Here is a 13,089-nt window from a genome sequence, read left to right as displayed (position 1 = left end):
CGGAAGGTTCTCCCAATTGGTTGCGCACCATGTACTGAGCTCGAGTGCTTGTGCGAGATTTTCGTCAAAGAGTGGCCCGTATGCTGACTGTCCGGTGCCAGTTGTCAAACTGCGGAAAGCTGCCATTCGGCTTCCACCCTTAGTTGCGGAGGTTCGCTTTTTGCGCCAAACTCGACGGACGTATGTGCTTAACGCTATCCGCGGGATGATGTGTTGAATTGCGATGTGCAGGATGCGAATCTCATCGAACAGGCATGAAAAGGACGGCGATAGAGTCGGTAATGTGAAGAGTGAGCCTGTCTAAGACCCAATACGCCCAAGATTGGCTGCTAAATTTCCAAAACGGGGACCGCGCTGCTGCTACCCTGCTAATCGACCGGCTCATGCTCGTGAGCGCCAGCGAGTTCGTGTCAGGTATCACCAACCAGCTCAATCAAATCGAACGAAAGAAACCGGGCAAAGAGCCTAGTTTGGCACTCTATGCCGAGCGGGAGATTGACAAAGCGGGCTATGATGTTCTGCCATTCTTTCCGAATTCGGGAGAGGGCCGGGCGAGTGGCCCCGGAATCCCACCCGTTACGGTGGACCCGGAGGAACAAGACGTTGGCAGCGAAGGACCGGTCGCCACGCTAATCTCGAAGTACAGCAAGGACTCCGCGCACCAAGCGCTGTCTCATCCCGGCCCAGATGCCCTCAGGTCCAACAAGATAAGAACAATTGTTATCGTGACCGACTTCATTGGCTCTGGGCGAAGAATTAGCGAAATGCTTGATGCGTTTGCGCTCGTCGCATCGATTCAAAGCTGGAAATCCTATGGCCTGTTGTCCTTTGAAGTGGTCTGTTATTCTGGAACAGAACGGGGCTTGTTTGTGGTTCAAAACCATAGTCTGCGTCCCACCGTCAGATCACAAATTGCCTGCCCGGTTGTTGATGAAGCATTCAGTGGCAGCGAGCTCGGGTCGGTGAAGCTCTTGTGCCAAAATTATCGGAAGAAACGGCCTCGTTATCCCTTCGGGTTCAACGACACAGGCTCTCTAATCGCTTTTTCGCACGGCATTCCAAACAATGCCCCCCCGATATTGCATAGTGAAGCTGGTGGGTGGACGCCGTTGTTTCCTAGTCGGAGCACAAGTGCCGCGGGAATTGATAGCGTCGCAGATAGCTCTTCTGCGCTCGCCCGTAATTCGGAACAGGTGCTAGGCATACGGGAGGCGCGGCGGGTCTTGGCTGATCCAGAAGGCGAGATCTGGGCGCACACAATGCTTGTAATGCATGCGGTTCGACATGCAGTTCGGACGCCAAAAGGTTTGTCGGCGCGAACGAGGCTTCCCAATGGTCGCATCGAAGAGGTTCTTGAAATCACGAAGCGAGCGGGATGGATGACCCCAAGAAATACCCTCACAAGGCTCGGCTGGCGCGAAATCCGCAGACCTCATTTCTTTGAGCACAAAGAGGAAATTGCAATTTCCGGCGGCGGCATGTATTTCCCAACGCAGCTGGGGGCACCGTGAGGTCGTTTAGGAATGCACTGAGCAGTCAGTGTCTGGTCATTCGTGACCTGGGATACTGGATTTCCGGTATCCGTGAAGTGGAGCTGGGTCTTCGCGCTGCGCGGTGTGGCAAGAAAAGCCAGGCGGTGTCTTGGACGTTCCTTGCCACACCCCCCACCCTTGGTGGGCCGAAGTAAATGCGCAACACGGGTCCTCAGCAATACAAAGCCGCAGGTCTGGAAAATGAGATTGATCCAGATGTGCTCGACAATGCGGTCGCCGCGATTGAACGCATCCGGGCTGTTAATCCGAAGCTGTTTCCACTTCTCACGCTCAATCACTTGAGCGCAGAAACCGGCTTAGCATACGGCTATTTGAGACTGGCTGTCGCAAGGGTAATCGGCAAATATAAGCACATAATGCTCAAGAAACGTGTCCCTGGGCGCTCTTCACATCGAATGATTAGCATTCCAACAAAAGGCCTAATGACGTGCCAGAGATGGATTGCAGACGAGATATTGAGGCATGCCCCACCGCATGCGGGCAGCTTTGCCTATCACCCGAACTCGAACCCTGTCTTTGCCGCGAGGGAGCACACTGAGGCAAGGTGGCTGATTAAGGTCGATATTGAAGACTTTTTCCACGCAATTACCGAACACCAAGTGTATCGGGTATTCCGCTCGCTTGGATATAGTCGGCTGATTTCATTCGAGTTAAGCAGGCTTTGTACAATGGCGTGTGAGCGATTGTCTGGCGACAAGGCTCATCTCAAGTATGAGGATTCTGAGATCGAGGCATATCGATCACCTTACGTCGGGATTTTGCCGCAAGGCGCGCCAACAAGCCCGATGCTCTCAAATCTGGCCGTTAGAGGCTTAGACGAAACTCTGGCAAAGCTGGCGCATGACAATGACATGCGCTTCACGCGCTACGCCGACGACATAGTGTTTTCGTGCAAAGATGAGCGCGACAGGGAGTCGGTCAATCGTGTAAAGAGGGCGATCTTGGGAGCTCTAAATAAAGAGGGGTTCAGGCCGAATTTGCGCAAGACCACTGTCCGCGGTCCAGGTTCGCGCAAAGTGGTTTTAGGCATCCTTGTAGATGGGAAAAAGCCGCGATTGCCTCGAGAATATAAGGACAAAATCAGGCAACATCTCCATTACCTGTCGCATTCGGACTTTGGGCCATCAAGACATGCTTCAGCAAGAAAAACGTCGATTTCGCGAATCTATCATCACGTGTTCGGGCTGATTTGCTGGGCAAAGGCGGTGGAGCCAGAGTTTGGGAAAAAGGCTTTAGCTACATTTAATGCAGTCAGTTGGCCTCCAATCGCGAAGCCGACATATTATTGCTGAGCTGACGCCCTCGCTTGTTGCGTCCTCAGCGGTCACCTTGTTTAGACTACACGCGGTTAAGTCGGCGTCCGAAGAGCTCGGACGATACTGCGCCCGCTGTCGTCGCAGCCGATCCAGAAACGGTCATTCCGATTCTACCCCCAAGCTCAGTCGAAACCATACGGTGCGATGTGGGCCGAGATCAGAGTGTCTGGTTTTGGTGTGGTAACCGCACGAAGCAAACTTTAAGCATCCTGCCGAGTTTTACCCCTGCTCGCAATGTTTGCTGGTGGTGAAATCGAAATACAAAACGAACACGGTTTCCATCTGAGGGCAGATGCTCTAATTTCATCAAGCGAGGCTGCATTTTCACGCTAGCCGTTGGAAGCGAATTGAAACGCAAGGAAGACATACAAGCGACGGCTCTTGCCAGATTTTTTTCAGCAGGCGTGCTGAAGGAGTTGGCGAAGCTCGGCCGTTCTCCTCTCTTTGTGAGACTGCTTCATGAGTCACGAATTCCGCATGACCCCGATTCAGCCGTTCCAGTTTCCCAATTGTTTGAGCAAGCGTTTGATCTTTTGAAGGAACGCGGCAACCGCCATGAGTACATTTACAAGGCTGCGCTCACTGAAAAAGTTTTACTTGGCATCCACTCCCTTCAGACAGCGTCAATGCTGAACGAATTTCGAATTGGTCCATGTAAAGCAGACTTGGTCATCCTGAATGGGACCGGGACTGTTTACGAGATTAAGTCGGAGCGCGATAGCCTTTGTCGGTTGAACGATCAGATACACGCGTACTCGCGCGTCTTTGCCAAGGTGAATGTGATCGTAGGCAAAAATCACCTCAAGGCAGTCGAAAAGTGCGTTCCGAAGCATGTCGGCATCCAAGTGCTGTCCGACCGCTATCAGATCTCGTCAATGCGAGAAGCCGAAGAAAACGCCTCTCGCACCGAGGCCGCCGCGATCTTTGACGCAATAACACTCCAAGAAGCGAAAGTTATTTTGGGGCGGGCGGGTGTCAGTATGGCCGATGTTCCAAATACTCAGAGATACAGCGCTTGGCGGAAGCAATTCGCTCAACTCGATCCGGAATTCGCACATAGGATGATGGTGAAAGTACTGAAGGGAACAAGAAATCTTCAATCGCTGGAATCGCTGTTAGAAGAAATCCCGCAGTCTCTATATTGCGCCTCACTTTCTGCTAGATTGAGAGCAAAAGAAAGGGGTCGACTCGTGATAGCACTTCAGACTCCTTTGCGCGAAGCGATCGCATGGAGTTAGCTAATAGTGTACTATCCGTATTTTAGAGGTAAGCAATACGAACTGATCGTAATCCGTGAAACAGCGCAATTAATGGCCGATCGAGGTTTCGTTCCGATCATTAGTCCTGTTCGGGAACAGGTTCGCGGCTTGCAGAAAGCACTGACCTCTCTTTGCCATAACGGCACTATTGCGGTGGTTATCGTCAATCCTGAGCACGGAGATCACAAAGATGATGGCAGTGCAATCTCTGATCTCCTGCGCGATGAATTTGCTGAGCACGACAACCTTCTTGTCGGAATTCGGCTTCATGAGGAACTTAGTGCGGAGGAGGCGCTCGCTTATTGTGAGGCCGCTGATGGTCGACCGATCGCACTGATCCACGCTGGTTTTACTGAGGCCAACGCGTTTCAAGAAGGTTCAGGAGCTTATCCTAACATCGCGAGGAGCATCTTTCTCGAAGATCAATGTGGTAAGCTCTACCAACGGAAATTCAGAACGCATCAAGAGCGAGTCCTAGTCCGCGATGGCTTTGAGCGTCGGCGCAATCGCGATCACCCGAGTACCGAGTTTTTCTCCGACCTTCACATCACGTACGTTGAAGAAGGAATGACAGGCTTTGGGGATTTTCTCATTGTAGGAGATGACTACCAAGAAGGTGGAGGGCCAGCCTACACAATTGCTATTCATCTGACTTACATCGATCCAAATCAAGATGATGCGATGTTCGTCCGCCATTTTCTTTCTGATCGACAGGATACGCCGAAAGACCCTGGCGGAAAATTCGCAGAAGCTCTCGCCAAACTAATTCAGGCTATCGATGCGCCCGATTCCAAGTTTGTGGAGACGTCAGCAATAAGGGAGTTCCGCGACCTGCATGCGCGCGGGCATTATCCTGGCTTGGGAACTGCCAAGAAGCTTTCAATGGCACATCACATTGAGACGCTAGCTCAATTTTTCGATTCCAATGGCGACCAGTAAATGAAATGTTGCGGAACATGTTTCGCTGATCCCTTTCTGTTCGACGAGATTGCTCGCTTGAGCAATGAATGCGGTGACTGCGAAACCTGCGGAGCTGAAGACGCCAATCTAATTGAAGCGACGGAACTTGGAGACAAGTTCGAGTTGGTTTGTGGGATTTACGAGCCAAGCGAGGACGGAAAGCGGCTAATCGACTGGTTGATCGACGACTGGCAGTTGTTCTCACTTGAGAATGCCAATGCGACGATTCTTCTTGGGGAGATTCTCGACGACGCAAACAGGGTACGTCAAACTTACGCACCATCTGAAATGGCTGCATCGAAAAACCTTGATGTCTGGGAAACGCTCCGAGATGAACTGCGCACACAAAACAGATTCTTCCCGAAGACCGACATCAACACCGCGCGTGTGGGTAGTCTACTAGAGTATCTTCGCATCCCATCAGAGAAGCTACCAGAAGTCTGGTATCGAGCTCGGATCGAAGACGGAAGTGGGCAAATCCCGGCGGACAAAATGGGCGCCCCTCCGGCTAGATGGGCAAGCCCTGGACGGGCAAATCCAGTTGGAATCCCGTACCTATATGTAGGTTCAGCCAAAGCCACGGCCATTACTGAAGTTAGGCCTCATCCTGGAGAAACTTTGACGCTGGCGGAGTTCCGTGTCGAAGAAGGGGTTCAACTCATCGATCTTAGAAAGCCGAGGCAAATGATTACGCCATTCGTCATGGCAGAGATTGCAGAAGTAGCGGCGGTCCGAGGCGAGATAGACTTTCTGGAGCGCCTTGGGAAAGAACTAACAACGCCCGTCCTTCCAAATGCAGCTGCAGTTGATTATATACCCAGCCAGTATTTATGTGAACTAATAAAGCAGGTCGGTTATGATGGCGTCATCTACGAAAGCTCTGTCAGCGATGGTATCAATCTTGCGCTTTTTTCGCCTTCAAAAGCTCAAGTAGGCGAACTCTCTAGAGCTAGAATTGATCAGGTTTCTGTCGATTTCGCATCACTCGCAAATGCGCCTGCTGCCTAGAGGCTTGCTGCCGAAGAAGCATTGTGCAGGATTTAGTTCACTTTCGTAGCTCAGTTTGAGATAGCTAGAGAAGGTTCGCAAGTCATTGCTCTCGAACGAGGCTATTGGGTCCGTCAATAAAGAATCCAACTGTCCGAAAATTGAGACGCAAACTGGACAAAAATTTCAATGTGCGACGGGTCCCTTCCGCGACCCCATACCAACATGCGGGGGCGCTGAGCCGCTTAGCGTCATTTCGTGCGAGGACCCACATAGCCCCGCCACTTGAGAGGAAAAATGCGACACTTGAGACAGCGCGAGAGTTTCCGCAGAATAATTCGTATAAGCGTGGCGCTTACGCAATCGTTGCTAAGCACCCCGCTTATGTTGAAGATCGCGCGCGTATCTCGAACAAACTTTACTAACGTCTCAAGCGTCGCAATCTAGCGTTAGTCGTCAAAAACGGTGTTGTTCAATCGAAGCCCAAGTATCCCGCGCGCCCTCAGGCCATGCGTATACCTGATTTTCTTGAATCCCTTTTTCTGAAGATCACGCAATGGTGCCGCGGCCGGCAGGAGGGTCTTTGAGCCTCGGAAGTCCGCGTAGTCTCGCCTGATGGCCTCGTTGGACGCGACGTAGCCCTCCCCCAGTTCACAACGCGTCTCGAGCCACTCCTGCACGTGGTCTTGCTCGTCGAAGTACTCGTTCGTTGCAAGTATCATGGCGTCGGGCCGAGACAGGCCGTCACACTGCCAAGCCAAGCAGCCATCGATCAACCACCTCAAAATCGCGGGATACTCCGGTTCGATGCGCTCGCTCAATGACTTGTCGACTTGGTCGGGCACGAAGGAGAACTCGAGCACTTGGAACCGCCTCTTCATCGCCTCGTCCACGTGCGTGAGGCCCGGCTGGTTGTTGCCTACGAAGAATAGCTTCGCCTCGTTCTCGAACTCGAAGAAGTCCTGCCGCATCCGGCGAGCAGTGATCTTGTCTCCGCCCGACAATAGCTTGATCCGGGTCTCAGCCCATGCCTTGCCGCCGTCGTTCTCGCTCGCTGCTACCAGCCGCCTGCCCCTCAAGGCTGCCAGTTCCGTGGGGTGGCGTTCTCCGCGCGATGACACGAACATCTCCCCGGGTGCTGTCCATGCATATTCACCGAATATGTCGACGAGCACTTTTTGCAGGAGTGACTTCCCGTTGCCGCCCGGGCCGTGGATGAAAAGGAGCTTCTGTTCCCGGCAGTCACCGGTCAAGCAATAGCCCCCGAAGCGCTGGATGAACCGGACCACCTCCGCGTCGCCCGAAGTAACTTCCGAGACGAACTTCGAGAAGACCGGCATGTCGATCGCGGGATCGATGGATTCCAGCGGGGAGACCGACGTGACCTTCGTGACGTAGTCCTTCCTCCGCGCCTGAGCCAATTTACCGGTTCGAAGGTTGACCGTGCCCGATGGAGTACCGAGCAGGTACTTGTCCGCGTCCCAAAGGCTCGAGACGACCGCGAAGGCCCGGTCCGCCCGGGCCAGCCGCTCGACCGCGCTGACCGCGGAACCGCGCGCCAAGGCGTGCCTCGTCTTCTGGTCCGAGCACTCCTCCCGCAGGTCTCGGCATAGATCCCGGGCCCAGGACTGCACGAGGCTCGTCTTATCTTGGCGCCAAGCAGTTCCGTCGAAGAACATCCAACCGCCCAGCTCGTGGTCGAATCGCAGTGTTTCGCCGTGCCGTTCCGCGAAGGCACGCGCAACGGTGTCCTCCGACAGCTCGAGCCCGGAGAAGGGCGAATTCTCGCCCGCGTCGCGGCCCGCCAGCCTTAGCAAGGTTTTGCCCGTGATCACGTCCTCGCGTTCACCCGCCTCGAAAGTTGGCCACTTCGAGTCGCACACGACCTCGTCGTAGTTCTCCGCCTCCGAGGACCACTCCTTCCACAGGGCCAGACCCTCGTCGGCTCCGTCGTACTCGAAATGGAGCGCCATCCCGACCTCGATCCAACGCCCGTATTCGGCCGCCACGTCGATGTCGCGCAGGAGGTCGCGGACCTCGTCGGTCGGCAGTTCGAGCCTGCACCTCGGCTTTGCTGACGAACTCTTGGGCCCTGTCTTGTTGCGTGTCTGACGAGGCCTTCGCCCGCGACGCCTGGCGTTCTTGGTCCACCCCTTGGCCTGAGCGAGCACGTCGAAGCGATCGCAGAGATCCCAAGCCATATCGCCCGTGAGCACCGGTAGGTTTTCGAGCGGTGTTTCATGTAAGACGGCGTGAGCCCCCTCCCGGTACCAGGTGTAGGGCTGGCCCGTGTCTGGGTGGTGACCGTAGGCAACGAATTGTTGCCCGTGCCCCAGCACCTCGAGCTTCTGCTCCCTTCCATGGTCGTCGAGCCAAGTCGAGGAGGTCATCTTCCTGAACGGGGTCGCGGAACGAAACGGGATGCAGATTCGGGGATAGCGTCCCGACCTTTCGAGCAGTGGCCCAAAGGACCGGACCAGTTCCTCGCGCAGTTGACTGACCAGCTCCGAGTCGTTGCAGTCGATGTCGAGGGTCGGTGTCTTCTTGCAGTCAATCCCGATCGATGCCTTGGGGTTGTGCTCCACGAGCTTTGCATGCACCCGCAAGGGTTTCGCCGCAAACTGTTCCCACCCCGAGTGGATCGGCCTCTTTTTTCCAGGCTTGACGGGGACGACCTTGAACCCCGCGTCCAACAGCTTGAGCCCCAGCATCTTCATGTACGGGGGCTGCGGTAGGCGCCGCGCGACGGGCTTGCCCGACATTGCACGAAACATCCCGTCGAGCCGCTTGATCTCGTCTCCGCACACGAGGAGGGCCAACTGGAGGCCGCGCGGTTCTTCCCCGCTCCCGTCCCGGCGGTTCACGAGGATGCCCCTTGGTACGCGGGGAGGGACGCGATGAATTCGAAGAGGCTCTCGCGCTCGACGAGCGTCCGCCTTCCGCATTTCACGGCGCGGACCTCTCCGTCGCCAATGAGGCGATAGAACTTCGTCCGGCCTATGCCCGAAAGGAAGATGGCCTCGCTAACGGTAAGGTGATGGGGTAAGATCGCGTCCATTGCCAGTTGTCCCGGTTCGTTGATGACCGTGACCAACTAGGAGACCAACGCGATCTCGACAGTGGCGCAATAATCTTGCTTTCGGGATTTTATTTCCCCTCGCCGAGATGGGCCCCCGCTTTTTCGCGGCATCTCTCGAGGCGTTGAACCACGATGCTCCTGCACACCTTGAGCTCGACGTCGTCGCGGTGTTTCACGAGCGCCTCCTCGTTGGGAGGCACGAGCGAGTGTGCCTGCCTGTCACCCGGGTCCTTGACCAAGGAAAGAAACGCGTCACGCGCGAGCCCGAATGCAGGCGGCAGGAACCGGGCAAGAGGGGTGTTCTCGCCGCGCGAGAAACCGGGCTTCTCACTTCCAGCGATTTCCTGTCGTAACGCTACCAACTCGAGTAATAGGGATTTCTCGGTTCGCGACTGCGCTCCCCGCGCCTCGTAGTTCAACTGCTGACGCGTCTCCCAATAAACCCACGCATTACGCCCACGGTCATCGAGCTCCAGCATGGGCGGCGGGTCATTCGTGTCTTGAAGTGATTCGACGAGCGCTTGGAACTTCCGCGAAAACGCCGCTACCTTGCGATACTCGGAAGGGCTCGGGTCACGCGGCCAGGACAAGTCCTTCACCTGCCGCCGGACAGCCGAGGTCAGGGTCTGCGCGAGGGCAAGCAACACCGCTTCCCTGTGTGCCAGCCATTCCCTAGCTAGTTCGACCTCTGCTTCGACAAGCAGCTGTTCGCAGCTCGCGCGGGAGACGAGCTTCTTCTTCCAGTACTTCGTGAGATCGGGGCTGGCCATCGCCGCAGGCAATACCGCGGGAACCTTACCACGGGGTTCAACATGTCCCGCCTCGCACGCGGCACCTCAACGCGTGGCATCGCTGCCCTCCGCGGCCCGGAGCTCGTCGAGGAAGTCGCTCCACCACTGGGCCATCCGGACGCGTTCTTCCCAGTGTTGCCCGCGGTGGTAGATACCGCGCACCGCGTTCGAGTCCTGGTGCGCGAGCGCCCGCTCGATCGCGTCGTGGCTCCATAGGCCTGACTCGTTGAGCAGCGTCGAGGCGGTCGCCCTGAGACCGTGGGCGGTCATCTCGTCGCCGCTGTAGCCCATCCGCCTCAGCGCCGCGTTGAGCGTGTTCTCGCTCATCGGTCGGCCTCGGGCGACCAGCGATCCGAAGACGTAGCCCTGCCGTCCCCGCAGCTCGGCCAGCTCGTCGAGAAGCGCGAGCACTTGCCTCGACAGCGGCACCGCATGGGGTCGGCGGGACTTCATCCGCCCTTCCGGGATCTTCCAAGTGGCCTTCTCAAAGTCGAACTCGTCCCAAGTCGCGTGGCGCAGCTCTCCCGGGCGCACGAAGACGTGCGGTGCTATCCGAAGAGCCTGCAAGGTGACCGGAGATCCCTCGAACCCGTCGATCGCGCGCAAGAGCTGTCCAAGCTTCTTTGGATCTGTGATCGCGGCGTAGTGCTTCACGACGGGCGCAACGAGCGCGCCCCTCAGCGGCTGGGCAGGGTCGTGCTCGGCCCGGAGCGTGGCCACCCCGTAGCGGAAGACGCGGCTCGCGAAAGAGCGGGCCCGCCGCGCGCTCTCGCGGTGTCCCTTGCGCTCGATTCGCCGGAGAGCGGAGAGGAGCTCGTGCGGCGACACCTCGGCGATCGGCGTCCTCCCGATCGCCGGTGACAGGATGTCGAGGAACCAGCGCGCCTTTTTCAGCGTCGATTCCGCGTAGCCTTCCTTGGCGCACTTCTCGATGTACTCGATGGCCACCTCGGCGAAGGTATGACCAAGGCCGATTTCTTCCTCGATCCGTTCCTTTCGCTTGCGCTTGGCCGGGTTGCCGCCCTTGCCGATCTCGACCCGGGCCTCGTCGCGGCGAAGGCGGGCGTCCCTCAGGCTCACGGCCGGCCACGCGCCGAAGGAGAGCTTCTGTTCGCGGCCAGCCGTGCGGTACTTCATCCGCCACAGCTTGGAGCCGTTTGGCCGCACGAGCAGGTAAAGACCGCCGGAATCACCGATCTTGAACTCTTTCTCGCGCGGGTTGGCTTGCCGGATCTTGAGGTCAGTGAGTGGCATTGGGGGCCTCCATTTCAAAACCGCTTAAAAGGTGGTCTCGAAACTCGGGGCCTCGCCCTCGAAAAGGCCCCCGATTCGGTCTGAACGGCGGCGAACGGCGGCGAACAAGCACGGCTCGAAACTGCTAATTTATAGCAGTTTTCCAAGGATTTAGGAAGGTCCGGCGAACAGCGCCGAATAAGCAGTTGGTGCCCAGAAGAGGACTCGAACCTCCACGCCCTTGCGAGCGCCAGCACCTGAAGCTGGTGCGTCTACCAATTCCGCCATCTGGGCACCGGAGCAGCGCGGTCGTCGTGGGCCGGGCTGCAGGTAGGGGCGGGCCACTACGGTAGAGTCGGGCGGCCTGTCAACGCAATTCAGCGGCAAAATTCACCGCCGCACAGACGTGCCGGAATGGTTGCGGGTCGGGCGCGGTTGCGGCATGGCAGCAGGCGATTTCAACATGGAAACAGGATAGACTACATGCCCGCCCCTGACCCGATTGCAGAAAAGCTGGTTACCGTTTTTGGCGGGTCGGGTTTCCTTGGGACCCATGTTGCACAGGCGCTGCTTGAACGCGGTGCCAGGCTGCGCATCGCCAGCCGCCGCCCGGAAAAGGCGTTCAAGCTCAAGCCGCTGGCCAATCTCGGCCAATTGCAATTTGCCCGGTGCAACATCCGCAATGATGCCAGCATTGCCGCCTGTCTCCAGGGCAGCGACGCAGTTATCAATCTGGTCGGATCATTCGAAGGCGACCAGGTCGAGCTGATGGGCAAGGCGGCCGGCCGGATGGCACGGCTTGCCGCCGATGCCGGGATCGACCGGTTCGTCCATGTCAGTGCCATTGGCGCCGAGGGCGAGACGGCCTATGCCGCGGGCAAGGGTCTGGGCGAGGAACTGGTGCACGAGGCGCAGCCCAAGGCGACGATCCTGCGCCCCTCGATCATCTTTGGCGAAGACGACAGCTTCATCAACATGTTCGCTGGCCTCATCCAGACACTACCGGCCCTGCCCGTATTCGGTCCACAGGCAAAGATGCAGCTGGTTCATGTCGACGATGTCGCCGAGGCCGTTGTTGTCGCTCTTTGCGATCCGGCCAAGCATGGCGGCAAGACATACGAGCTAGGCGGCCCCGAAACTTTGAGCATGTTGGAAATCCACCAGCGCATCGCCAAGGCACAACATCGCAATCGTGGCTTTATCGAAATGCCTGATTTCGCCAGCGCCACCTTTGCGGCCCTGCCACTGACCCCGATGTCTGGTGACCAGTGGAAGATGCTCAAGGCAGGCAACGTGGTGTCTGCTCAGGCGCAGGGTTTCAAGCAGCTCGGTATCGAGCCGCGCCCGCTTGGACTGTATCTCGACGACTGGATGGTGCGTTACCGCGAAAAGGGACGTTTCAACGAAGTCGCTGCCTGACCCGGCACGCTAGTCGCCAGTCGGCCCATCCAGCGTTGTGCCGGTCTGCGCCGCAATCGGCTCGACCAGCAGGATCGCGCCCTCGTTGCCGGTGATGCGCATCCGCTCGCCGACCGCGATATCGCCTCCGCGTGCCAGCCATTCGCTATCGCCCAGTCGGACGCGGCCGGTGCCACCTTCGAAGGCCTGCACCACCACGCAGGTCTCGCCGACCATCCTGGCCCCGCGCTTGTTCATCAGCGGGTCGGAGCTAAGGATTGGCTTGTTGCGCAGGATCCGACGGGCGCTGAAGGCGGTGATGAGCGCGATAGAGACGAAGTTGATGATCTGCAGCGGTACGCCAGGATCGAAGATGAAGGTCAGCGCCCCGGTAACCAGCGCAGCGATCGCGAGCCAGATCAGATAGACCCCCGGCACCACGATCTCCAGCGCGGCCAGGACCAGGCCTATGACCAGCCAGATCCAGTAAGGTTCGATCCCGTCGAGCATGCC

11 protein-coding genes and 1 tRNA gene are annotated in these 13,089 nt (G+C 57.3%); 6 read left to right on the top strand and 6 right to left on the bottom strand.

What is annotated here, in order from left to right:
- Positions 1 to 290 precede the first annotated feature (290 nt).
- The 5 genes from ACXYL9_RS03175 to ACXYL9_RS03155 all read left to right on the top strand — a co-directional run bounded on the left by ACXYL9_RS03175 (position 291) and on the right by ACXYL9_RS03155 (position 6,096).
- Positions 291 to 1,511 carry a phosphoribosyltransferase-like protein gene (locus ACXYL9_RS03175; RefSeq protein WP_459038140.1) on the top strand — a complete coding sequence of 407 codons (1,221 nt, stop codon included), beginning with the start codon at positions 291 to 293 and terminating at the stop codon, positions 1,509 to 1,511.
- A gap of 176 nt (positions 1,512 to 1,687) precedes the next feature.
- On the top strand, positions 1,688 to 2,845 hold the full coding sequence (locus ACXYL9_RS03170) for a reverse transcriptase family protein (RefSeq protein ID WP_459038139.1): 1,158 nt from the start codon (positions 1,688 to 1,690) through the stop codon (positions 2,843 to 2,845).
- A 371-nt stretch (positions 2,846 to 3,216) separates the two neighbouring features.
- Positions 3,217 to 4,107 carry a sce7726 family protein gene (locus tag ACXYL9_RS03165; RefSeq protein ID WP_459038138.1) on the top strand — a complete coding sequence of 297 codons (891 nt, stop codon included), beginning with the start codon at positions 3,217 to 3,219 and terminating at the stop codon, positions 4,105 to 4,107.
- Between the two features lie 6 nt (positions 4,108 to 4,113).
- Positions 4,114 to 5,067 carry a sce7725 family protein gene (locus ACXYL9_RS03160; protein WP_459038137.1) on the top strand — a complete coding sequence of 318 codons (954 nt, stop codon included), beginning with the start codon at positions 4,114 to 4,116 and terminating at the stop codon, positions 5,065 to 5,067.
- A gap of 57 nt (positions 5,068 to 5,124) precedes the next feature.
- A complete protein-coding gene (locus tag ACXYL9_RS03155) occupies positions 5,125 to 6,096 on the top strand; it encodes an RES family NAD+ phosphorylase (protein ID WP_459038136.1) in 972 nt (323 codons plus the stop codon).
- 428 nt (positions 6,097 to 6,524) lie between these two features.
- On the opposite strand, the gene ACXYL9_RS03150 is transcribed toward ACXYL9_RS03155, so the two are convergent.
- The 5 genes from ACXYL9_RS03150 to ACXYL9_RS03130 form a co-directional block, all read right to left on the bottom strand.
- Positions 6,525 to 8,939 (bottom strand): phage/plasmid primase, P4 family, encoded by a 2,415-nt coding sequence (locus ACXYL9_RS03150; RefSeq protein WP_459038135.1) that lies wholly within the window; start codon positions 8,937 to 8,939, stop codon positions 6,525 to 6,527.
- Positions 8,936 to 9,133: an excisionase family DNA-binding protein gene (locus ACXYL9_RS03145; protein WP_459038134.1), complete on the bottom strand. Its 198-nt coding sequence runs from the start codon at positions 9,131 to 9,133 to the stop codon at positions 8,936 to 8,938. The genes ACXYL9_RS03150 and ACXYL9_RS03145 overlap by 4 nt, the downstream gene beginning before the upstream one ends.
- Positions 9,134 to 9,222: 89 nt before the next feature.
- Entirely contained in the window at positions 9,223 to 9,924 is a 702-nt protein-coding gene (locus tag ACXYL9_RS03140) for a hypothetical protein (protein ID WP_459038133.1), read from the bottom strand.
- A gap of 66 nt (positions 9,925 to 9,990) precedes the next feature.
- Entirely contained in the window at positions 9,991 to 11,199 is a 1,209-nt protein-coding gene (locus tag ACXYL9_RS03135; protein WP_459038132.1) for a tyrosine-type recombinase/integrase, read from the bottom strand.
- Between the two features lie 186 nt (positions 11,200 to 11,385).
- Positions 11,386 to 11,472: transfer RNA gene (locus tag ACXYL9_RS03130), tRNA-Leu, on the bottom strand.
- A gap of 189 nt (positions 11,473 to 11,661) precedes the next feature.
- Between ACXYL9_RS03130 and ACXYL9_RS03125 the strand changes: the two genes are divergently transcribed.
- On the top strand, positions 11,662 to 12,597 hold the full coding sequence (locus ACXYL9_RS03125; RefSeq protein ID WP_459038131.1) for a complex I NDUFA9 subunit family protein: 936 nt from the start codon (positions 11,662 to 11,664) through the stop codon (positions 12,595 to 12,597).
- A gap of 9 nt (positions 12,598 to 12,606) precedes the next feature.
- Here the strand turns inward: ACXYL9_RS03125 and ACXYL9_RS03120 are convergent, their stop codons facing one another.
- Positions 12,607 to 13,086 (bottom strand): NfeD family protein, encoded by a 480-nt coding sequence (locus tag ACXYL9_RS03120; protein ID WP_459038130.1) that lies wholly within the window; start codon positions 13,084 to 13,086, stop codon positions 12,607 to 12,609.
- Between the last annotated feature and the right edge of the window lie 3 nt (positions 13,087 to 13,089).

The sequence above is a fragment of the Qipengyuania sp. CAU 1752 genome (assembly GCF_054482615.1).
Note: the sequence above shows the minus strand (reverse complement) of the source record. Positions and strands in the feature narration are given on the sequence as shown.